Origin of the sequence: Marinobacter flavimaris (assembly GCF_002933295.1) — a bacterium.
GTDB lineage: Bacteria > Pseudomonadota > Gammaproteobacteria > Pseudomonadales > Oleiphilaceae > Marinobacter > Marinobacter flavimaris.
Window position 1 is genome coordinate 99,881 of record NZ_PSSW01000007.1, and the last position, 21,147, is coordinate 121,027.

A 21,147-nucleotide genomic window follows, 5' to 3' on the forward strand; every position below is an offset into this window, starting at 1 on the left:
GCTGTCCTTACTCGTCGTGCAATGCTGCGTATATGGTTTCGGCCAGTGATTTGCTGATGCCCGGAACCTTGGTCATCTCGTCGACCCCGGCCTTGCGGAGTTCCTGTATCCCGCCAAAGTATCGAATCAGGTCGCGGCGCTTCTTCGGTCCCACGCCCTCAATGCCTTCCAGTGTAGACTGCCGGCGCTTTTTATCACGGCGCGCCCGGTGCCCGGTTATCGCAAACCGGTGGGACTCGTCCCGGATATGCTGGATCAGGTGCAACGCGGGCGAATCGGCCGGCACCCGGAAGACATCCCCAGTCATGGCGTCTATCAGTTGCTCCATGCCTGCACGACGGGTTACGCCTTTGGCGACGCCGATCAGCGGGATGTCCGAAATCTCAAGCTCGTCAAATACTTCCCGGGCAATGTTCAGCTGTCCTTTACCACCGTCGATGAAGACCAGATCCGGCCGCTTGCCCTCACCGGCCACCATCCGCTTGTAACGGCGGGAGAGCACCTGGCGCATAGCGGCGTAATCATCGCCGGCCGTCACCCCCTCGATATTGTACAGGCGGTAATCACTCTTCAGGGGGCCATTCTCATCGAAAACCACACAGGATGCGACGGTATTTTCCCCGTGGCTGTGGCTGATATCGAAACACTCCATGCGTGACGGCGTCTCCGACAGCTCCAGAAGATCCCTCAGGGCCAGCAGGCGCCGGTATACGGTCTCCTTGCTCGCCAGGTGAGTGAGCAGGGTCTGGCGGGCGTTGGTCATGGCCAGTTCCAGCCACCGGCGGCGTTCACCGCGAACATTGCCCCGAATCCGGGTTTCCCGGTTTGCGGACTCGCTGAGAGCCTGGGCCAACAATTCCTGGCCTTCCACTTCAACCGGCACCAGGATATCCCGCGGAATCTCCCGTCGGGTGTTGCCGCCGAAATAATACTGCCCGAGGAAGGCGCTGAGCAGTTCACCCTCGGTCTGCTCGATGGAGTAACGAGGGAAATAGTCCTTGGTACCGAGCACACGGCCACCGCGCACGATGATCACCACGATGCAGACGATACCCGCATCCTGGGCAATGGCAATGACATCCGCCTCGCCGCCCTCTCCTTCGATTGATTGCTGCTCCTGCACGTGGCGCAGGTGGTTGATCTGGTCCCGGTAGGCTGCCGCTTTTTCAAACTCAAGATTCTTCGAGGCGGCCTCCATGGCGTTCATCAGATCGTGGAGAATCGCAGGGTTCTTGCCCTCCAGAAACATGGTGGCGTGGCGGATGTCCTGCTGGTACTCCTCGGGCGTGATGTATTCAACACACGGTGCCGTGCAACGGTTTATCTGGTACTGCAGGCAAGGCCTTGTGCGATTCCTGAAAAAGCTTTCACTACAGTTTCTTATGCGGAAAATCTTCTGTAATACATTAAGACTTTCCTTGACCGCTCCCGAGCTGGGAAACGGCCCGAACCAGGTGCCGCCACCCTTTTTAGTGCGCCCACGGCGAAACGTCAGCGAGGGGTAATCGCTGTGCGACGACAAATAGATATAGGGATAGGACTTATCGTCACGGAGCAGGATGTTGTAGGGCGGCCGTAACGATTTGATCAGGTTCTGTTCGAGCAGCAGCGCCTCGGTTTCACTGCCGGTAATCGTCACCTCGATAGAGGCAATCTTGCCAACCAGGGCTTCGGTCTTGGGCGCCAGACCGGTCTTGCGGAAGTAGCTGCCAACCCGTTTTTTAAGGTTGCGGGCCTTGCCCACGTAAAGAACCGAGCCACCCTCGTCGTACATTCGGTAGACGCCGGGCCGCTCGGTCAACTGTTTCAGGAAGCTCTTGCTGTCAAACTCCCCGATGTGGGTGCTCTCAGGGTCAGACCTTGTCGGCATCAAGCAACCCGAGCCGCACTGCCATCAGGGCCAATTCGACATCACTGGAAATTTCCAGTTTCTCGAAGATCCGGTAGCGGTAGCTGTTCACGGTTTTAGGGCTCAGGCACAGCTTGTCCGAAATGTCCTGCACCTTCTGGCAATCCACCACCATCATCGCGATCTGCATTTCCCGCTCGGAAAGCCGGTCGAACAGCGAGAGCTCGCCATCCTCGTCCCGATCGCCGCCGCCCAGTTGTTTCAGGGCCATCTTCTGGGCAATTTCCGGGCTGATATAGCGCTGGCCGGTGTGAGCCATACGAATGGCGCGGACCATCTCTTTGATATCCGCACCCTTGGTGATGTAGGCGGTGGCACCGCTTTGCATGACGCGCGTCGGATAGGGGTCGTCCGCGCAGGCGGTTACCACGATCACGCGAATGGAATCATCAATGCGGAGTATGCGACGGGTCGCCTCAAGGCCCCCGATGCCTGGCATGCGGATATCCATGAGCACGATGTCCGGCCGCTCCTGGCGGACGAAATCGATGGCATCCTCTCCGGATGGCGCCTGCCCGATGACTTCAATGTCCGGGTTGTCAGCCAGCATCCGGGTAATACCGGACCTCACCAGCTCATGGTCATCTACAACCAGTACCCTGATCAAAATTCACCTCGCACACGGCTTTCGGAAAACAGCGCGATTGTAACGTTTAGTTCCTGCCCCGGGTAGGTGCAAACACAAATACCGTGACACACCTGACGCCTAAGCCGGCACACCCAGCCCGGCAGTGTTTTCCACGGGATCGAACCAGACCACCAGATCGCCCCGGCGCACCGCAGACATGACCCTGCTCTGCTCACCCATGGGGTTTTCGGTGTCGTTCAGTCCGTGGTATCGGGTGCAGTACTCTTCCACCAGGCCCTGGAGCTGGTCTTCGGTCAGCAATTCGGTGTCGACAACGAATTTTTCCTGTCTGGGGTCTTGCTCGGGCTGGTTTTCGGCGCTGTCGGTCATACTACCTCCTTAGACGCCACCATGTTACGAGTTATGGTGGCGAGGTAGAAGCCCGGAGAGGGGATCCGGGCAAACAATCCTTGATCAGGCTGGCTCTGCGGCCGTTCGGAAACGGGCGATCAATTGCCGCATTGAGACTGACTCCTGCCTGAGCGCTTCGCTGATGGTCCGGGTTTGCTCGACGGTTTCAATGAGGAAATCGGCGCTTTCGTCCAGCGCTGTGGAACGGCGGCCTACCCGACCGATCTCGTCCCGTTGAAACGCAACCGCAGAGCTGATCTCGGCGCTGTGGTTCTCAAGATCCACGAACTGGCCCTGCAGGGATTGAAGGTGTCCCTTGAGGGCAGCCAGATGCTCTCGGTTGCTGCTGCCGGCATCGCGCATTTCCTCCAAAAGCGCATCGACGCTGCTTACGCCGGATACAAGGTCCTGCACCCACTGGGATATATCCCGGGTAGAGTCAGAGGTGCGACGGGACAGGGTCCGAACCTCATCGGCTACCACCGCAAATCCACGACCGTGCTCCCCTGCTCGAGCCGCTTCGATCGCAGCGTTCAGTGCCAGCAAGTTGGTCTGCTCGGCAATATCGGCAATCACTCCGATGACCTGCTCAATCTTGCCCGTGGATTCGTTAAGGGCATGAATGGATCCCGAAACGCGCGAAATGACATCCACCGTATGTTCCGCAGCGCCCTCGCTGGTGGTGAGTCGATGCTGGACTTCTTCGTTGGCCGCCACCGCAGATTTCACGGTATTGGCCGACTCATCTGTGGCTCGCTCAATGGCCGAGGCCTGATCGGCAATGGCGGCCATGGACTGGCTGACGTCGTGAATCTGCGACCGAGTCTTCTCTGATGCTGCCTGGAGAGATTCCGCACCGTTATCCAGAGCGCCGGAACGCTCATCCAGACCACCGGCAGCCGACCGGATGTCTGCGATGAAATGCTCGAACCGGGAAACCAAGCCACCCAGTGCATTGGCAACACCGGCTACTTCGTCCCGCCCTTTCAGGACTGGCACCCGTGTAAGATCGGCGTTCTTTTCCATGGCAACCAGATCGTTTTGCATAGCCTGCAAGCGCAGAATAACCGACTGCCTCAACCACCAGGTCATGGCGATAACAATAAGCAGAAAGGACACGGAACCGGCAATCACAAAGGTCTGCTGGCCAGCCAGAAACGACAGCAACTCGTCGGCGCCGTCAGATACAGACTTCCTGCTTTGAAACTGGCGACCAGCAATCGCTTCGAGCATCGGCTCCATGGCCGGGAACAGATCGAAATCCACGACCTGGCCGACACGGTAATAGCTTTTCTCTGCAATGCCCTCTTTCATCCGGGCGATAAGCGCCAGTACCCGCTCGAAATCCTCACGATGTGCCTCTGCCCACTCGCTCAACCCCGGATCCGTTTCCAGACTCTGCCAATGTGCCGGCAAAGCGGTCTCCAAACGGGTGAACTCGGTCTCGATTTCATCCCACAGCAGAAGCTGAGCCTTGATCTTGTAGGCAAGATCCTGGAGGTGCCGATGGTCCTGTTCGAGATCCGCCAGTAGCCAGGCTTCGTTGAGGTTGGTCTGGATCAGGGTTTTGGAGGCGTCTTCCGCTTTCAGGATGATGCTCCAGGACAGAGCGGAAAGTCCTGCGACGGCAAAGACCGAGAGAAAGGCGAAAAAAAGGATGCGGGTTCTTACTGTGCCGAACATGACAACTCCAACAGCGGGCTATGCCGCGGATGGTATGCCGATTTTGTGACACTTTTATTGCGCTCTCAGCGTCAGCTTTTCATCGCTCGCCCTCGTTAATGGTGTTAACCACTTCAAAAAATTCCACCGATTCTCTATGATCGCCGCTTTCTGACCGTTTGGATGCTAATGAACCAGTCCGTCTTCAGACTCACGCTGCCCATCTTGTTCGGCTATCTTCCGCTGGGCATGGCCTTTGGTGTGCTGTTCTCAACCCAGCTCGAGTATGCCTGGTGGGCTGCGCCGTTGATGGGAATCGTGATTTACGCCGGAGCCGGCCAGATACTGGCCGTCAGCCTTCTGGCCGTTAACGCGGGCCTGCTGGAAGTCTTCATTGCGATGTTTGTTCTGAACGCCCGCCATCTGTTTTACGGGCTTTCATTGCTGGGCCAGTTCAAGGGCGCTGGCTGGCGAAAACTCTATCTGATTTTCGGTTTGACCGATGAAACCTATTCCCTGCTCACCAGCCGCCCACGAGGAAGCGACCGGGCCCACGAACAGGAGGTCGATTTCCGAATTACCGGCTTTAACCAGTGTTACTGGGTGGCGGGGTGCGCAATTGGTGCATTGCTTGGCGACAATGTCGCCTTTGACAGCACCGGCATCGAGTTCGCGCTGGTGGCTCTGTTCATTGTTCTGACTCTGGAGCAATTCAAAGCCCTGGGAGAAGGTTTCCCGATCTGGCTCGGAGCAGCGGCCGCGGGCGTCGCCATGCTGGTTTTGCCACCGGCACACCAGTTGATCGGTGCCATTGCGCTGGTCACTGCCGTCCTGCTGTTCGAATACCGGAAGCATCGCGGGCAGGCACCGGGCGAGGAGAGCAGCCATGGGTGAATCCGGCTATCTGGCGGCATTCATTGCGGTGGCGGCAGTCGCGACTTTTGCCACGCGGGTGATTCCCTTTCTGTTTTTCGAGAGGCACACGGAGCATCCGCTGGTGCGCCATCTGGGGCGCTACCTTCCTGCGGCCGTGATGGCGTTGCTGGCCACGGTATTTCTGCAGCGCTCGGCGGATTGGTCCGGCTCATGGATGGGGTTCGATGCCCTTCTTCCCGGCGTCCTCGTGGTGATTATTCACCTCTGGCGCCGCAATGCCCTGCTCTCTATCGCCGCAGGCACCATCAGCTACATGGCCATCCAGCAAGCCGGGCTTTGATCCGGTTTTATTTACATCCTGGTTTCAAGATTGGCGACGAGCCGTGAATCCTGAAGGGCAGCGGTGCGGTGTTTGACCACGCCTTTGTATTCCCGGCTTTCGATCATGGCCATGAAGGCATCAATTGAGGGATACCTGACCAGAAGCACCTGATCCCAGGATTCATCCGGGGGCGCAATCAGCGATCCAACACTGCGGCCAGACCAGATGACTTCTGCGCCGACCGATTTTACGCAGGCGGCAGCCTCTTCCATATAGAGCTTGTAGGCTTCGCGCCCGCTTCGCTCCGGCGCCTCTTCCTTGTAATTGGCCCTATCACGGAAGCGCAGCAGATTCAGCATGACAACGGGCTGGTCTTTCGGGGTATCCGCCAGGACTTTTTGCAGCTGTTCGGGGGTGGGATTAACGGCGTCCATCCTTATCCTCTTCTTCTCTTGTTTCCGGGGCCTACTATAGCCCAGGCCCGAGGCGAGCGTGCAAGCGATTTTATTACCTTTCATCCAGATTGCTGTTTTTACTCTGCCAGTTCGTAGGGCTACAGTGAAGGAGACGCAAAACTCATAAACGAGAGGACGTTATGGCTACCCTCACGATCAACGGCGAGCGCTACGAGCTCGACGTGCCCGACAACATGCCCCTGCTCTGGGTAATCCGCGACGTTGTCGGCCTCAAAGGAACCAAGTTCGGATGCGGGATGTCCCAGTGCGGCGCCTGCACAGTTCACCTGAACGGAACGGCAATCCGCTCCTGCGTCACACCGGTCTCTGCGGCCAGTGGCGAGATCACCACCATTGAAGCCATGGCCGACGACCCGGTTGGCAGCAAGGTTCAGCAGGCCTGGCTCGATCTCGGGGTGGCCCAGTGCGGTTACTGCCAGGGTGGCCAGATCATGAACGCCACAGCGTTGCTCAAAAGAACACCGAATCCCGAGACCGGGGAGATTGTGGATGCCATGGCAGGGAATCTCTGTCGCTGCGGCACCTACAACCGCATTCTGGCGGCGATCGAACGAGCTTCCGGCAAGGAGGGTGAAGCATGAGCGCCGATGACAACTTGATGATAGCCAACGTGAGCCGCAGGCGCTTCCTGATGGGCCTGGCGGGTGGCTCTGCCCTGGTACTTGCAGCCCGTTGGGATGTGGCCCTGGCTGGCAATGAAAAGGCTCAATTCGGTGCCGGAGCCATGCCCGGCGGCTGGGTGGACGACCCGAACGTGTTCATCCATATCGATGCTGATGGCCTGGTTACCATTGTGAACAACCGCTCCGAAATGGGTCAGGGCATCCGGACCAGCCTGGTGATGGTCGGTGCCGACGAGCTTGGCGCAGACTGGGATCAGGTAAGGGTCGAGCAGGCCGAAGGCGATCACGACAAATACGGCAATCAGAACACCGACGGCTCCCGCAGCATGCGCCACTGGTACCAGCCCATGCGCCGAGCCGCAGCGGCGGCCAGACAGATGCTGGAGCAGGCGGCCGCCAATGAGTGGGGCGTGCCGGTTAGTGAGGTGCAGGCTGGCGTACACACCATCGTTCACACGCCTTCCGGCAAGGAACTCGGCTTTGGGGAACTCGCAGCCAAGGCTCGGGAGCTCGACGTTCCCGGGCGCAATGCACTGGTACTCAAGCGCGACGATGAGCTGCGATTTGTCGGCAAGGAAACCGGCCTCATTAACGGCGAGCTGAAGTCCGCATACCCTAAAGCCATCGACGGTGAGGATATTGTCACCGGTAAGGCGGTGTATGGCGCTGATGTTCCGTTCGAGGATCTGCTCTATGCGGTGATCGCCCGTCCACCGGTTTACGGGGCTACTGTTGGCGATTTCGACGACACCGAGGCCCTCAAGGTGCCCGGTGTTGAGAAAGTACTCAAGGTTGAGGGCACCGGCCAACCGGCAGGTTTCAGCCCGCTCGGTGGTATTGCCGTGGTGGCATCGAATACCTGGGCCGCGATGGAGGGTCGCAAGGCTCTGAAGATCGACTGGAATCTGGAGCCTGCCGGCGACAACGCAAGCTATACGTCCGCCACTTACAGGGAATCCCTTGAGAAAGCGGCGCAGCAACCCGGCAAGGTCGTCCGTCAGCATGGCGATCTGGACACAGCTCTGGAAAACGCCGACAAACGCGTTTCCGCCACCTACTACATGCCCCACATGGCCCAGGCTACCATGGAGCCCCCGGTGGCGACCGTGCGGATCAAAGACGGCAAGGCTGAGGTGTGGGCGCCCGTCCAGAATCCGCAGGCGACCCGCGATACCGTGGCCGGGCGATTGGGTCTGGATGCGGAGACCGTGACCGTTCACGTTACTCTGCTTGGCGGTGGCTTTGGTCGCAAGTCCAAACCGGATTTTGCCATTGAAGCGGCCAGTATCGCCGAGGCCTTCAAAGGTCGGCCGGTCCGGCTGCAGTGGTCACGGGAAGATGATATTCACCACGCCTACTATCACGCCGTGTCTGTGGATTATCTCGAAGCGGGACTGGACAACAACGGGCAGGCCACCGGCTGGCTGCACCGGACCCTCTCTCCCAGTATTGGCTCGCTGTTTGCGCCCGACCCGAAGCACAAAGGTGAGTTCGAACTGGGCATGGGCTTTAACACCATGCCGTTCTCGGTGCCGGCCCTGAGGCTGGAGAATCCACATGCGCCCGCCCATGTGCGAATCGGCTGGTTCCGCTCGGTCTACAACCTGCCCCATGCCTGGGCGATCCAGAGCTTTGCCCATGAGATGGCTGTAGCCGCCGGCAAGGACCATCGCGACTACGTGCTGGACCTGCTCGGCCCGGACCGGGAGATCCACAATCTCACGGTGGGCGATGGCTGGAATTATGGCGAAGACCCGGATCTCTACCCTATCGACATCGGGCGCATGCGTAACGTAATCGAGCGGGTAACCAAGGAGGCAGACTGGGGTAAATCCACCGGCAAGAATCGAGGGTTGGGCCTCGCCTTCCACCACAGCTTCGTATCGTACACCGCGATTGTCTTTGATGTGGAAGTCGATGATCAGGGCGAGCTCACCATCCATCGGGCAGACATTGCCTTCGATTGCGGCCCGCAGGCCAACCCGGAGCGGATTCGCTCCCAGCTGGAAGGCGCCATAGTGATGGGCATTGGCATCGCGCTGCAAAGCGAGGTGACATTCGAAGACGGTGTGGCGCAGCAGGGTAACTTCGACAAGTACCTGATCCCGCGCATGCCGGATGCACCCAAAACCCTGCGGGTTCACCTGGTCGACAACCCGGATGAAGCCATGGGTGGTGTTGGTGAGCCAGGGCTGCCTCCGGTAGCGCCGGCGTTGTGCAATGCGATCTATGCCGCAACCGGCAAACGCATCCGGCGCCTGCCCGTTGGCGACCAACTGAAAGCCTGAAAGTGATCAGGGCCCCTCGGGGCCCTGTTTTTTTTACGGCACTCCCCCTCTCCGCCCCATACCTTCGTGGTATTCCCATAGCATCCTAGCTTTCTCCCCGCTTATAATTCAGGTTAACCCAGTCACTCTCCTCGACCCGACGGCCACCCTTGATGACCCTGATCGATCTGTTCCTGCAAACCATGGAAACGACACTGCCCGTGTTTGCCATGGTCTTTATCGGCCTGGGACTTCGCCGGATCGGCTGGATCGATAACGCGTTTGTGAATACTGCTTCGGCGCTGGTGTTCAAGGCCACCCTGCCGACCCTGGTATTCTTGAGCATCATCCGGGCCGATCTGGATACCGCGTTCAATCCCGGGCTTCTGGTGTTTTACCTGGGCGCGACTCTGGGGAGTTTTGTTATCACCTGGCTCTGGGCCCGCTGGCGTGTGGTTCGGGAGGATCGTGGCGTTTACGTGCAGGGCGCGTTTCGGGGTAACTGCGGAATCGTCGGCCTGGCGCTTGCTGCCAATCTCTATGGCGACTTCGGCCTGTCGGCAGGTGGCATCCTGCTTGGCCTGGTGATCATCTCCTACAACATACTTTCGGTGATCGTGCTGGTGGCCTACCAACCGGGGCAAACAACGGACTGGACGAAGATCTTCCACGACATCATACGCAACCCGCTCATCCTGGCAGTCTTCGTGGCGATTCCCTTCGCTGCACTGGATATCTCACTGCCGGGCTGGGTCATGACCAGCGGCGATTACTTTGCCTCACTCACGCTGCCCCTGGCGCTGCTTTGCATCGGCGCAACCGTATCCTTGAGCGCCATCCGGAGTGACAGCAAAACGGCCTTGGGTTCCAGCCTGTTCAAGATGGTGATACTGCCGGCGCTTTGCACCGCCGCAGCGTGGCTGGCCGGTTTTCGGGGTTCGGAGCTGGGCCTGATGTTCCTGTTCTTCGCCAGCCCGACGGCGGCCGCCAGTTTCGTGATGGTGAAGGCGCTGGGCGGTAATGACCGGTTGGCGGCCAATATCATCGCCCTGACGACCCTTCTGGCAAGCATTACTGTCACTCTGGGAGTCTTCGTGCTTCGCAGTACCGGCCTGATCTAGGCCCTGCCCCGGCCTATTGCTTCAATCGCGGCAAAACCCAGCTGGCAACCCTCCAGGTAACCACCTCCGAACAGGTTGTAGTGGTTCAGGTAATGGTAGAGGTTGTAGACCTCACGCTTGATGCCATAAACCGGTGTACGTGGGTAACACGAGTCGTAGGCCCGGTAGAACGCTTCGCCGAAACCACCAAACATCTGTGTCATGGCGATATCCGCTTCACGATCACCGCAGTAGACGGCCGGATCAATCAGCCAGGGGCGGTCAGAGCCATAGAGCACGTTACCATTCCAGAGATCACCATGGAGCAGGCTCGGGTGCTCACAGTGGGCGTTCAGCCAGTCCATCAGCAAGCCCCCGTGCTGGTCCAATACCTGTTCGAAGCGAGTCCTCTGGCTGGCGTCACGAATACGTGAGACCTGGTAGCCAAGGCGGTCGTGGACAAAAAACTCACCCCAGTTGTCGCACCAGCGATTCGGTTGCGGTGCCAGGCCAATGTAATTGTCCCTGCCCCAGCCGTACGCCTCCTGACGCAGGGCATGCATTCTGGCCAGCCCTTCACCAAGCACCTCCCGCGCCCGATCTGAGCCACCGGAAGACCGGATGGCGGTGATTTCGAGTTCGGTTTCGTTCACCCGATAAACGTGCGGCACACCGACGTCAGTCACCCCGGCCTCATCAAGCGCGCTGGCAAGGCGTTCCAATCCCTCCGCCTCGCAGACCAGGGCATCGGCATAACCAGTTGCATTGTGTTTCAGGTGGGTGGAGGCCATCAGCGTTCTCTCTCCTTGAAGTCGTCGTGCCCGAACCGGTAGATTGAAATAAAGCCTGACACGACAGAACGAGCGGGAGCAAACCATGGATACCAAACGCTGGCAACTTCTGATATCCGGCCGGGTACAGGGGGTCTACTATCGCGCCTCCACGGAACAGAAGGCCTCTTCCCTGGGCTTGACTGGGTTCGCTCGCAATCTGCCCGATGGACGAGTTGAGATTGTGGCCGAAGGCCCGGAGGAACGCCTGGACGAACTCAGAACCTGGTGCGCCGAAGGCCCACCGGATGCGCGTGTGGATGCGGTGGATATTGCGCCGGAATCGCCAACCGGGGAATTCAGCAACTTCAGCGTTCGTTAGGCAATACGCCTCAGCCAGAACGTCATGGGCTTGGCGGTTTCCGCCGCCTGATCCACATCTTTCCATGAATAGGTGGTGGTCAGCTCCGGTACCTTTCGGTAGCCGCGGTTGTGCCAGAACGAGTCCAGCGGCTGATAATCGGCGGGTCTCAGGGGATGATCTTGAGGCCGCTCGACCGCGCAGAAACAGCAGTGCGTGAAACGGCCCTGTTCCCGGGCATGGCCTTCCCGGTGGTCGAAGAAGGCCACCCCGATGCCCTGCCCCCGGTAATTCGGCAGCAGCACCGACTCACCGAAATAGAAGATCTTGTCTGGCTCATAACCCTGCTCGATGAACGGCCCTTTGAACTCGTCCGTTTCGTGGTCCATCGGGATGCCCGTGGCGGCGCCAACAACCGATTCGCCATCCAGGGCCAGCACGAAGAGACTCTCTGGCGAGCGGGCGTAGGTATCGAGGTACTTGCGCTCGTAGTCCATATCACCGTCGTACAGGTAGGGAAAATGGCGAAACACCTCGATCCTCAGGCGCGCGAGATCATCCAGGTATGGTTTAATCTGGTCACCGCTGAGCCGGCGTATTGAAACCGCCATAAACTACCCCCTGTCGAAAGGTCGGAGCATGCAAAAAGACAAGCCGTTTTCTCAAGCCTGCGAGAATAACAAAGCGCCGATTCTGGAAAAACTTGTCGAGCTTTTCAAACAGCCGGGCACCATTCTGGAAATCGGCACGGGCACTGGCCAGCACGCCGTTCACTTTGCCGCTCACTTACCCCACGTGGTTTGGCAGCCGACCGATCACCCTCAGAACGCCCAGCTTTCCCGGGCGTGGATCGACGACGCGCACCTTACGAATATCAACCCGCCCATTGCCCTGGAGGTATTGAACGGGGATTGGTCCAGCCTGCCCGCCATCGACGGCGCGTTCTCCGCCAATACGGCGCATATCATGGCCTGGGAAGAAGTGCAGGCAATGTTTCGCGGCCTGGCGGAGGCCCTACCCAAGGGCGCAATCTTCTGCCTCTATGGGCCTTTCAGCTATGGCGGTCGGCACACCAGTGAAAACAATGTGCGGTTCGACCTGTCGCTTAGAACACAGGCGCCGCATATGGGAATTCGGGATATGGAGGATCTCGAGGCTCTTGGTGAAGAAACCGGGCTGAAGCTTGAAAAGGATTTCGGAATGCCGGCTAATAATCGGTTGTTGGTTTGGAGGAAATCCTAGGCCGAACCCGCGAGGGTTCTTCTTACCCTCCCTCTCCGCCAATAAAAAACCCCAGCATTTCTGCTGGGGTTTTGTATTGGCGGAGAGGGAGGGATTCGAACCCTCGAAACGCTATTAACGTTTACACACTTTCCAGGCGTGCGCCTTCAGCCACTCGGCCACCTCTCCAATAAACTGTTTCAAATCAGCAACGTCGTCGCTCATTTGAGGGCGCAAACTTTAATGGTTTTACGGGCGCTTGGCAACTCCCCCGGGGAAAATCGTCAAAAAAATTCGGGCGAGACGGGTTTTCTCTTTACCGGTTGGGCAGATTCAGGACTATCGTTAGTACAACGCCGAGTATAATCATCCAGTTTGTGGGGAGAAACTATTCATGCTGATGAAAGCCGAGCAATCGACGCTGTTGCTCATCGATGTTCAGGAAAAACTGATGCCCGCCATTAGCCATGGCGACGAGGTGGTGGACCGCTGCATCGTGCTGGCCACCATTGCCGGGCTCATGGAAGTTCCTGTGCTGGGCACCGAGCAGCTACCTGACAAGCTGGGACATAATGTTGAAGCGGTCCGGGAGCTCTGCAACCAGACCCTGGCTAAGCACCATTTTGATGCCTGCCCCGATGGGCTCGTTGACCAGTTGCCGGAGGGCCGGCAGCACATTGTAATCGGTGGCTGCGAGACCCACGTGTGTATGATGCAAACCGCCCTTAGCCTGCTGGATGCTGGTTACAAGGTATGGGTGGTGGCCGATGCTACCGGCTCACGCAATGAGTTTGACCGGGACGTCGCTCTGGACCGCCTGAACGAGAGCGGCGCCAAGATTGTAACGCTTGAGATGGTGGCGTTTGAATGGATGCGTCATTGCAAACATCCGCAGTTCCGGAACATTCAGGCCCTGATCAAATAGAGGCATCCGGAAGGCTGGCGCCCACGTAACTAGTCACTTCATTTTCAGGTGGTTTTGAGGTTCGCAATGCTCAACATGGACTTTTCCAAAAAAGTCATCATCCGCACCGAAGAGCAGGATTGGGTGCCCAGCCCTGCCGGTGGTGTTCTGAGAAAGCCTCTTGCCCGCGAGGAAGCAGAGCGTGGTCATGCGACCAGTGTGGTCCGGTACGAGCCTGGTGCCTCCTTCAACCGGCATGAGCACCCCCTGGGCGAAGAAATCCTCGTTCTGGATGGGGTGTTTTCCGACGAGACCGGCGACTACCCGGCCGGTACTTATCTACGGAACCCGCCAGGCAGTGGACACGCGCCTTTCAGCAAGGAAGGCTGCACGCTGCTGGTCAAGCTGCATCAATTCGACGAACGCGATGGATCCACTGTGCGCATCGATACGCGCACTGCGCCGTGGCTGCCCGGTATGGGCGGGCTTGAGGTGATGCCGCTGCACGAATTCGAACACGAGCATGTGGCCCTGGTGAAGTGGCCGGCCAACGAGGTTTTCCAACCCCATCGGCACTTTGGCGGCGAGGAGATATTCGTGCTGTCCGGAGAGTTCTGCGATGAACATGGTCGATACCCGGCGGGCACCTGGATTCGGAGCCCCCACCTGAGCCACCATCACCCGTTCGTAGACAAGGAAACAATCATCTGGGTAAAAACCGGCCACCTGCCGATCGAGACGCCATAAAAAAGGGCCCCGAAGGGCCCTGAAGTGGTCAAGAGATCGCTGTGTGTTGCCAGTTCTGCCTGCTGAACGCGTCGTTGCTTGCACCGTTAGATGCCGTATTGAAGAGCTCTTCTTCACCGGCAGGTATTGCAAACACGTGGTACGCCTCAGGGCCAAATGGATCCAGTGCGGTATCGAGGTATTCGAAGCTGTCAGGCACTGGTTCTCCCGAATAAGCGACTCGGAACTGCCGCTCAAGGGTTGGAGTGGTTACGTTCAGGGGCTGCTCCACCCAGAGGTAGACGGCCTTATGGGGCACGATGTATTCGCTGCGCACCACCCTGTAACCCTCTTTGAGCGTGAGCGTGGTCGGCTCTTTGCCCGGTTCCAGACGGAATTTGTGGATGGTCTTCATAGCTACTGCTCCTCTTCGGGTTGCTGCCTTTCACAACTCCATAATGGACAGGAACAGAGTTCGATAAAATAAGCTTTTGTGAGCTTTTAAGATCGTTATTTTCGATGCAATCAGGCGTCACGATCACCCGTGTGGGCATCGACAATGGCACGGACGCCCTCATGGGCGGTTTTTCGGCCACGGGTGATGGCGAACAATTCGTCCATGACGTCTTCAATTGAGGCAATCTGCTCTACCTCATACTGGCGGCAGACCTCCTCGCGGATTGAGGTTGGAGCAGCGAACACGCCATAGCCCTGGCTGCCAAATACCTTGATCAGTGCGCTGTCATCTACCCGGGCGACAAGTTTCATGCGAACCCCATTCAGGGAAAACCAGTTCATCAGTCGCTCGAAATAGGGTGCATCCGTGGCGTTGGCCAGCAACGGTTGGCCATTCAGGGATTCGGGAAACCCCTTTTTGAGCTTTCTTGCCAACTCTGGTGCAGCGAACAGGCTCATGCTGGATCCCGCCAGAGGGTGTACCGTGAGATTGCCGTCCTCCTGCAACCGTGGCACCCGGTCGGTCAAAACCAGATCCAGCTCCTTGCGTTTCAGGCTGAGCACGAGATCTTCGGTGCGCCCGGTCTGGCATTCAAGCTGGATGGACCGCTCGCCCGCCATCGCCGGCTGAAGCAGGTAGTAGGCAATCAGTTTGTGAATCGACGCGGAGACGCCGGCTCGCAGGGTCAGCGGACGCTCGGAAGGATCAAGCCGCAGGGTTTCGGCAAGCTCACCGGTCAGGGCGAATATGTCGTCGGCGTAGCCGAGGATCAGCCGGCCGTAGTCTGTGAGGATGAGCTTGCGCCTTTCCCGGGAGAACAGGCGCCCACCCACTGAGGCTTCAAACGTGGCAAGCTGGCCACTGAGGGTCTGCGGCGCCAGTTCCAGGACTTCACTGGCTCGGGCGATCGAACCTTCCCGGCTGATCACCCAGAAATAGTAGAGATGGCGGAGGTTAAGCTGTTCCATTCCTTTGCCCTGCCCCCGGTTCAGGATGGCCGCGGAATTTTGAGGATTTCACCGAAGGTGACGTATTCGCTTCCCCCGAGACGGCCGATCGGATCAATCGCAGCGCCCTTGAAGGTCAGGCGATTCTTGTCATCGTAACGGGCTGCATCATCAGATACCCAGACCCGGGTGACTTTTCCGAATACCAGTGACTGGGGCCCGGCACCGATTTCCTTGATGTCGTAGAGCTCGCAGGCAAAAGCCACGTGGCAGTCCTTGAGCCGAGGCAGATTCGAGCCTTCGAAATCCACCAGCTCCAGATCAAGATTTTTCAGTTCGGATTCGCCATGGGGCAAGGTTCGCGAGGATTCTGTGACCGCCGCGGCTAGTTCCCGATGAGCGATATGAACGACAAAATTCTTTCTCGCTTCAATGTTTACCCGGGTGTCTTTCGACACGCCCTCCGCCGGTTTTTTACCAACGGAAATCATCAGCAACGGGGGATTGCTGGTGATCGGCGTAAAGAACGAGAATGGCGCCAGATTGTAGTCCCCATCCGGATTTTCACTCAGCACCCAGGCAACTGGCCTCGGAATCACTGTCTGGGTAAGGATGTGGTAGGCATCCTTCGGATCCATACCCTCGAAATCTATAAGCATCACTCTCTCCCGTTAACTGCAGCTTCGGGCGTTCGTTCGCGCAACAGCCACAAAGTCATCAATAACCCGTGAAGTATCAGGAAGGGTACGGCAACCATGACCAGACCGCCCCAGCCCAGCCAGCTCAGAATTGCGCCGGCAGACAGCGCCGCGGTCGCCTGGGAGCCAAAAACCATTATGTCGTTCAGGCCCTGGACGCGGAAGCGTTCGGCATCCCGATACCCCCGGGGCAGCAGCGTTGTGCCACCAACGAACAGGAAATTCCAGCCAACGCCGAGCAACAACAGCGCTGACAGATAGTGGTGGAAGCTGACACCACTGGCGGCAAGGGCAATACAGCCCAGATAGGCCAGCAGGCCCGCTGCCATCATCAGGGGAATGCCTACCACGCGTGTCAGCCAACCGCTGATCAGCGACGGAAGATACATGGCCATTATGTGGAGCTGGATCACCCGCTTGGCATCGTCGAGGTCATGGCCGGCCATTTCGGTCATGCTCAGCGGCGTCGCCGTCATGATGAAACTCATCACCGCATAGCCAATGGCCGCGGCACTCATGGCAGCCCAGATCAAAGGGTTCGCCATAATCTCCCGTAGTGGGCGGCCTCCTCCCGGCCGGGATTCCTGGACGCGCTCGGCCCCTGCCCGGTAACCGATAGCAAGGATCAGCAAAGCCGCACCCTGGACGGCCGCCAGCGCGATCCAGCTGACCAGAAACGGGTATTGCTCCGCCGCGCCGCTGCCCAGACCCGCAACTTCCGGCCCGAGCCAGGCTGCGACCAGACCACCCAGCAACACGCGAGCGGCAGCAGAACCCGCCATACCCGGCGCCACGGATTCCATGGCCGCAAACCGGTATTGGTGAACCACCGCAAGCCCGGTACCACCGACCACGGCCGCAAGACAAAGAAGGGAAAACAGACCGGTCCAGGACGCCAGGCCTCCCATAAGACCTGCAACAATCCCCATGATGGCACCCAACAGCATCACGCGCTTGCGCCCAATGCGCTCCATTAACCAGGTTGCCGGTTTGATAGCCAGAACGGTGCCTACGACCACCAGCCCGACGGGAAGTGTTGCGTACTCGGGCGCCGGGGCGAGCATTCTGCCCTGAATGCTACCTATAAAAACGATAAAAGGCGCTGTGCACATGGCCAGCGCCTGAGCGGCAACCAGGACCCAGACATTGAGGGGCATGGATTATTTTTTCCTGTAGATGATTCCGGGGTGGCACTGCACCATCTCGTAGAGATGGGGCAAGCCGTTGAGCGATTCCGAGGCACCAAGAACCAGATAGCCGCCCGGGTTCAGGGTGGCGTGCATCCGGGTGAGAATGTCCTTTTTCAGGTCCGCCGAAAAATAGATCAGGACGTTCCGGCACATCACAATATCGAACTTGCCCAGCATATAACGCTCAAGCAGGTTCAACTCCTTGAACTCCACCATGCTCTTGATCTGGGGTTTGATCTGCCAGCCACCGTTCAGGGACGGCGTGAAAAACTGCTTCTGGCGCTCTGGCGAGAGCCCCCGACCAATGGCAAGCATTTCATACTCGCCCTTGCGAGCTACATCAAGAACGCTTTTAGAGATATCCGTCGCGGTGATCTTTACATCCCGGAGCTTCCCGGGCCTCGCCCGCCGAAACTCCTCGACGATCATGGCAATCGAATACGGCTCCTGGCCGGTTGAGCAGGCCGCAGACCAGATACGCAAAGGCTGCATCGAGTTGCGCTCTGCGAATTCGGGAAGCAGCTTCTCCTGAAGAATCCGGAAAGGGTGATTGTCACGGAACCACAGGGTTTCATTGGTTGTCATCGCATCGATGACAGTCTCTTTCAGACCGCCCCGCCCGGGGCGCTTAAGGCGCTCGAGCAGTTCACCCAGGGTATTCAGGCTGTTCTCTTCAAGAATCCTGCGCAACCGGCTTTTGACCAGGTACTGTTTATTATCGCCCAGTAAAATCCCACAGGCATCCTGCAGGAACGATTTGAAGGCTTCATATTCCTGTGGCGTTATTTCCGCTTTCATTGGGTCTCTGTTCTGAGTGAATCTTTGAGCGGCTCCATCAACCCTGGTCGATGATTTCCATCACCCGCTCTGCCAGCTCGTCCGGACTGAACTTTGCCATAAAGTCGTCGGCCCCGACCTTCTTTACCATGGCCTGGTTGAACACACCGCTGAGTGAGGTGTGAAGCATAACAAACATATCCGAAAGCGCCGGGTCCTCTTTCACCTTGGTGACGAGGGTGTAGCCATCCATTTCAGGCATCTCCACGTCCGAGATGATCAGGGAGAAGTGATCCTTGGCCCGGGAACCATCCGCAGTGATTTCCTTCAGATGTTCAATAGCCTGCTTGCCGTCGTTTTTCAGCACCACTTCCATGCCAATTGCGGTGAGACACCGCTGTATCTGGCGCCGGGCCACGGATGAATCATCGACCACCAGCACGGGCAGATGCCCCGGTACCCTATCCGCGCTCTTACTCAGAACGGCTTCGGTTACGTCCTCCCCAAGCGGAGAAACTTCTGAAAGAATCTTCTCTACATCAATGATTTCGATAAGCTTATCATCAATTTTCGTGACAGCGGTAAGATAGACATCCTTGCCGGCCCCTTTGGGTGGAGGCAGGATTTCTTCCCAGTTCATGTTCATGATTCGCTCGACACCGCTCACCAGGAAACCCTGCGTTTTGCGATTGTATTCAGTGATGATGACGAAGCTGGTGGAGAGCTCTTCTTGCGGGATACCGGGCAGACCGATTGCCATGCTCAGATCGATAATGGGGATAGTCTCACCCCGGCTATGGGCTACGCCTCGAACAACCGGCCGGCTGTTGGGCAGGGAGAACAGCTTCGGACACTGCAGAACCTCTTTCACCTTGAACACGTTGATCCCGTAGATCTGACGCCCCCTGAGACGGAAAAGAAGCAGCTCTAGGCGGTTCTTTCCGACCATCTGAGTGCGCTGGTTGACACTGTCCAAAACCCCTGCCATTTCGATTCTCCTGGCTTGCCGGAATTACAACGGCATATATCTTGCTGTTCACTGAATAATAGCCTGATCGACGGAAACCCGTCATATCAGGGGTGGGTCAGCCCATTTAACGGCCACTTTTACCGAATCCTTAGCCTGATTCGGGCTTTTCTGCCCTGTTGTTGACAGCATAGGACAAACTGATACGTATGCGCATCACGAATTTCGCCCTACTACTGCTAATGTCTGGCCTGAGCACGCCGCTCCTTGCTGGAACGACAGCTGAACAGATTCAGAAAGCAACCCTGGCGTTTCTGGACAGCTTTGCGTCTGAACAGGCCGAGCATGGCTACACCGTTTCCTTCGAACCCGGTTCCATCGACAGCCGCCTCGCTCTCGCCGAGTGCGAAAAGCCTTTGAGTGTAGAGTTCAGCGGGGATCCATGGAAAAGCACCAGCCCGTCGTTGCAGGTAGCCTGCGAAGGAACCCGCCCATGGCGAATGTTTGTTACCGCTTCAGTCTCTATCCATGGGCCAGCCCTGGTGGCAGCGAGGCCACTCACACGTGGAGAGCGAATAACCGAAGGGCTGCTTGCGAAGCAGTCTGTTGAAATCAATTCATCCAGACGTGGCGTGATTACGGACTCGAAGCAGGCGATTGGCATGGAAGTGCGGCGCGCAGTGAATGCCGGATCGCTCGTTACACCAGACATGCTTTCGGCCCCGAATGCGGTCGAACGAGGCGATCATGTTATCATCACCGCCAAAACTGGTGGATTTTCAGTACGTTCCCGGGGCAAAGCCCTGGCAAGCGCCAGCGTTGGCGAACAGGTTCTGGTTGAGAATCTGCGCTCATCACGCACGATAAGAGCCAGCGTTGTCGCGCCGGGCCACGTGGAAATTCCGATGTGAGCCGCGTGCGGCAGAGGCTTGCCGGACCGGCAAGTGAATGCCGCAAAACCGGTCGTAAACGCAGATGAAAAAAAGTGCTAAAAGTACTAAAGGTTTTCGCGGCGCCGCCGTTAAGAAGACACAAACTCGAGTAAGCGCCGCATTCGTGGCGCGACAGGCAAGCAGGTACAGATATGTCAGTTGACTTAAATGGAATTGGCCCCGGCCAGGTCAACACCCAGAGAACCACGGCCGACAAAAGCTCCGGCGCACAGAATACCCAGCCGGCATCCAACGAACAGGCGAAGACACAGGCCCAGGGGGCCCGTGGTGAGAACGTCAGCCTGAGCAATCAGGCCAAGAACCTGAAGCAGCTCGAACAAAAGCTGGGCGATTATCCGGAAATGGATGACGACCGCATCGAGCAGATCCGTTCCGCCCTTGAAAATGGCACGTACAAGATTGACGCCGAGAAGCTGGCCCAGAAAATGCTTGAGATGGATGAAAGCATTTTCGGGTGAGTAGACCATGGCCGCAATTGATGATTTGAAGACCCTTCTTTCCCAGGATATCAGCCAGCTTGAAACACTGGCTGACGTTCTCGGCAAGGAAAAGACCTGCCTTGCGAATTCCGACCTCCGCCAGCTGGACGCCCTGACCAGAGAGAAGAACGATCTCCTCGGTGCAGTGCGCGAACGCGCCAAACAGAAAATCCGAACGCTCGTACAGATGGGATATCGCCCCGAAAGTGGCGAGCCTTCCCGCTTTATCCGCAGCGCCGGATTCTCGGATCTCTTCGAACTCTGGCAGGAAGCGGACCAGAAGCTGCGAACCTGTCAGACGCTGAACCAGACCAATGGTCGCGTGATCAGCCACTTGCAAAAGCGTTTGTCGAGACTCACTGATATTTTCCGCGGCGCCACCGGCCAGCAGAAGCTGTACGGTGCACAGGGTCAGCAGACCACGGTATCAAGCAGCACGGTGCTCGCCAGCGCCTGAGCCCGGACGCATGGCTCTGCCGAGCC

At 58.0% G+C, this 21,147-nt stretch carries 25 protein-coding genes and 1 tRNA gene; 12 read left to right on the top strand and 14 right to left on the bottom strand.

The window, feature by feature from the left end; all coding sequences use genetic code 11:
* Positions 1–7: 7 nt before the first annotated feature.
* The 4 genes from uvrC to MDHKLMBL_RS13750 form a co-directional block, all read right to left on the bottom strand.
* Positions 8–1,870 (bottom strand): excinuclease ABC subunit UvrC, encoded by a 1,863-nt coding sequence (gene uvrC / locus MDHKLMBL_RS13735; protein ID WP_053115088.1) that lies wholly within the window; start codon positions 1,868–1,870, stop codon positions 8–10.
* Positions 1,854–2,516 carry a UvrY/SirA/GacA family response regulator transcription factor gene (uvrY, locus tag MDHKLMBL_RS13740; RefSeq protein ID WP_008174467.1) on the bottom strand — a complete coding sequence of 221 codons (663 nt, stop codon included), beginning with the start codon at positions 2,514–2,516 and terminating at the stop codon, positions 1,854–1,856. Before uvrY ends, uvrC begins: the two co-directional genes overlap by 17 nt.
* A 99-nt stretch (positions 2,517–2,615) precedes the next feature.
* A complete protein-coding gene (locus MDHKLMBL_RS13745; protein WP_008174466.1) occupies positions 2,616–2,867 on the bottom strand; it encodes a hypothetical protein in 252 nt (83 codons plus the stop codon).
* A gap of 84 nt (positions 2,868–2,951) precedes the next feature.
* Positions 2,952–4,571, bottom strand: coding sequence for a methyl-accepting chemotaxis protein (locus MDHKLMBL_RS13750; RefSeq protein WP_104271040.1), 1,620 nt, complete (start codon positions 4,569–4,571; stop codon positions 2,952–2,954).
* A 168-nt stretch (positions 4,572–4,739) separates the two neighbouring features.
* Between MDHKLMBL_RS13750 and MDHKLMBL_RS13755 the strand changes: the two genes are divergently transcribed.
* On the top strand, positions 4,740–5,444 hold the full coding sequence (locus tag MDHKLMBL_RS13755; protein WP_104271041.1) for an AzlC family ABC transporter permease: 705 nt from the start codon (positions 4,740–4,742) through the stop codon (positions 5,442–5,444).
* Positions 5,437–5,766, top strand: a complete 330-nt coding sequence (locus MDHKLMBL_RS13760; RefSeq protein WP_008174462.1) for a branched-chain amino acid transporter permease — start codon at positions 5,437–5,439, stop codon at positions 5,764–5,766. The genes MDHKLMBL_RS13755 and MDHKLMBL_RS13760 overlap by 8 nt, the downstream gene beginning before the upstream one ends.
* 11 nt (positions 5,767–5,777) lie before the next feature.
* Here the strand turns inward: MDHKLMBL_RS13760 and MDHKLMBL_RS13765 are convergent, their stop codons facing one another.
* Positions 5,778–6,182, bottom strand: a complete 405-nt coding sequence (locus MDHKLMBL_RS13765) for a DUF1330 domain-containing protein (protein ID WP_014576954.1) — start codon at positions 6,180–6,182, stop codon at positions 5,778–5,780.
* Positions 6,183–6,343: 161 nt separating this feature from the next.
* On the opposite strand from MDHKLMBL_RS13765, the gene MDHKLMBL_RS13770 reads away from it, so the two are divergent.
* The 3 genes from MDHKLMBL_RS13770 (at position 6,344) to MDHKLMBL_RS13780 (ending at position 10,235) form a co-directional block, all read left to right on the top strand.
* Positions 6,344–6,805 (top strand): (2Fe-2S)-binding protein, encoded by a 462-nt coding sequence (locus MDHKLMBL_RS13770; RefSeq protein ID WP_008174459.1) that lies wholly within the window; start codon positions 6,344–6,346, stop codon positions 6,803–6,805.
* A complete protein-coding gene (locus MDHKLMBL_RS13775; RefSeq protein ID WP_104271042.1) occupies positions 6,802–9,135 on the top strand; it encodes a xanthine dehydrogenase family protein molybdopterin-binding subunit in 2,334 nt (777 codons plus the stop codon). The genes MDHKLMBL_RS13770 and MDHKLMBL_RS13775 overlap by 4 nt, the downstream gene beginning before the upstream one ends.
* A 152-nt stretch (positions 9,136–9,287) precedes the next feature.
* Positions 9,288–10,235, top strand: a complete 948-nt coding sequence (locus MDHKLMBL_RS13780; RefSeq protein WP_104271043.1) for an AEC family transporter — start codon at positions 9,288–9,290, stop codon at positions 10,233–10,235.
* Here MDHKLMBL_RS13780 and MDHKLMBL_RS13785 read toward each other — a convergent pair.
* Positions 10,232–11,005, bottom strand: a complete 774-nt coding sequence (locus MDHKLMBL_RS13785; RefSeq protein WP_104271044.1) for a fructosamine kinase family protein — start codon at positions 11,003–11,005, stop codon at positions 10,232–10,234. The two genes, MDHKLMBL_RS13780 and MDHKLMBL_RS13785, sit on opposite strands and share 4 nt — an antisense overlap.
* A gap of 85 nt (positions 11,006–11,090) precedes the next feature.
* On the opposite strand from MDHKLMBL_RS13785, the gene MDHKLMBL_RS13790 reads away from it, so the two are divergent.
* Positions 11,091–11,366: an acylphosphatase gene (locus MDHKLMBL_RS13790; RefSeq protein WP_008174451.1), complete on the top strand. Its 276-nt coding sequence runs from the start codon at positions 11,091–11,093 to the stop codon at positions 11,364–11,366.
* On the opposite strand, the gene MDHKLMBL_RS13795 is transcribed toward MDHKLMBL_RS13790, so the two are convergent.
* On the bottom strand, positions 11,363–11,956 hold the full coding sequence (locus MDHKLMBL_RS13795; RefSeq protein ID WP_062784479.1) for a GNAT family N-acetyltransferase: 594 nt from the start codon (positions 11,954–11,956) through the stop codon (positions 11,363–11,365). The two genes, MDHKLMBL_RS13790 and MDHKLMBL_RS13795, sit on opposite strands and share 4 nt — an antisense overlap.
* A 28-nt stretch (positions 11,957–11,984) precedes the next feature.
* Here MDHKLMBL_RS13795 and MDHKLMBL_RS13800 point away from each other — a divergent pair, with 28 nt between their 5' ends.
* Positions 11,985–12,587, top strand: a complete 603-nt coding sequence (locus tag MDHKLMBL_RS13800; protein ID WP_104271045.1) for a DUF938 domain-containing protein — start codon at positions 11,985–11,987, stop codon at positions 12,585–12,587.
* A 77-nt stretch (positions 12,588–12,664) separates the two neighbouring features.
* Here MDHKLMBL_RS13800 and MDHKLMBL_RS13805 read toward each other — a convergent pair.
* Positions 12,665–12,755 (bottom strand) — tRNA-Ser (locus MDHKLMBL_RS13805).
* A gap of 205 nt (positions 12,756–12,960) precedes the next feature.
* Between MDHKLMBL_RS13805 and MDHKLMBL_RS13810 the strand changes: the two genes are divergently transcribed.
* Positions 12,961–13,491 carry an isochorismatase family protein gene (locus tag MDHKLMBL_RS13810; protein ID WP_104271046.1) on the top strand — a complete coding sequence of 177 codons (531 nt, stop codon included), beginning with the start codon at positions 12,961–12,963 and terminating at the stop codon, positions 13,489–13,491.
* A gap of 66 nt (positions 13,492–13,557) precedes the next feature.
* Complete coding sequence (locus MDHKLMBL_RS13815; RefSeq protein ID WP_104271047.1) at positions 13,558–14,217, top strand: cupin domain-containing protein; 660 nt, start codon at positions 13,558–13,560, stop codon at positions 14,215–14,217.
* Positions 14,218–14,245: 28 nt separating this feature from the next.
* On the opposite strand, the gene MDHKLMBL_RS13820 is transcribed toward MDHKLMBL_RS13815, so the two are convergent.
* The 6 genes from MDHKLMBL_RS13820 to MDHKLMBL_RS13845 all read right to left on the bottom strand — a co-directional run bounded on the left by MDHKLMBL_RS13820 (position 14,246) and on the right by MDHKLMBL_RS13845 (position 19,253).
* Positions 14,246–14,611, bottom strand: coding sequence for a DUF7352 domain-containing protein (locus tag MDHKLMBL_RS13820; RefSeq protein ID WP_104271048.1), 366 nt, complete (start codon positions 14,609–14,611; stop codon positions 14,246–14,248).
* Between the two features lie 110 nt (positions 14,612–14,721).
* Entirely contained in the window at positions 14,722–15,621 is a 900-nt protein-coding gene (locus MDHKLMBL_RS13825) for a LysR family transcriptional regulator (RefSeq protein WP_014576947.1), read from the bottom strand.
* A gap of 20 nt (positions 15,622–15,641) precedes the next feature.
* On the bottom strand, positions 15,642–16,259 hold the full coding sequence (locus MDHKLMBL_RS13830) for a flavin reductase family protein (protein ID WP_104271049.1): 618 nt from the start codon (positions 16,257–16,259) through the stop codon (positions 15,642–15,644).
* The gene (locus MDHKLMBL_RS13835; protein ID WP_053115041.1) at positions 16,259–17,455 is read right to left on the bottom strand and encodes an MFS transporter; all 1,197 of its coding nucleotides are present in this window, start codon (positions 17,453–17,455) and stop codon (positions 16,259–16,261) included. The genes MDHKLMBL_RS13830 and MDHKLMBL_RS13835 overlap by 1 nt, the downstream gene beginning before the upstream one ends.
* Positions 17,456–17,458: 3 nt before the next feature.
* Complete coding sequence (locus MDHKLMBL_RS13840; RefSeq protein WP_008174436.1) at positions 17,459–18,286, bottom strand: CheR family methyltransferase; 828 nt, start codon at positions 18,284–18,286, stop codon at positions 17,459–17,461.
* Positions 18,287–18,323: 37 nt separating this feature from the next.
* Positions 18,324–19,253, bottom strand: a complete 930-nt coding sequence (locus tag MDHKLMBL_RS13845) for a chemotaxis protein CheV (RefSeq protein ID WP_008174434.1) — start codon at positions 19,251–19,253, stop codon at positions 18,324–18,326.
* A gap of 188 nt (positions 19,254–19,441) precedes the next feature.
* Between MDHKLMBL_RS13845 and flgA the strand changes: the two genes are divergently transcribed.
* The 3 genes from flgA (at position 19,442) to MDHKLMBL_RS13860 (ending at position 21,121) form a co-directional block, all read left to right on the top strand.
* Positions 19,442–20,143 (top strand): flagellar basal body P-ring formation chaperone FlgA, encoded by a 702-nt coding sequence (flgA, locus tag MDHKLMBL_RS13850; RefSeq protein ID WP_008174432.1) that lies wholly within the window; start codon positions 19,442–19,444, stop codon positions 20,141–20,143.
* 173 nt (positions 20,144–20,316) lie between these two features.
* Positions 20,317–20,643, top strand: a complete 327-nt coding sequence (gene flgM / locus MDHKLMBL_RS13855; RefSeq protein WP_008174429.1) for a flagellar biosynthesis anti-sigma factor FlgM — start codon at positions 20,317–20,319, stop codon at positions 20,641–20,643.
* Between the two features lie 7 nt (positions 20,644–20,650).
* Positions 20,651–21,121, top strand: a complete 471-nt coding sequence (locus MDHKLMBL_RS13860) for a flagella synthesis protein FlgN (protein ID WP_008174427.1) — start codon at positions 20,651–20,653, stop codon at positions 21,119–21,121.
* The last annotated feature ends 26 nt before the right edge of the window (positions 21,122–21,147 follow it).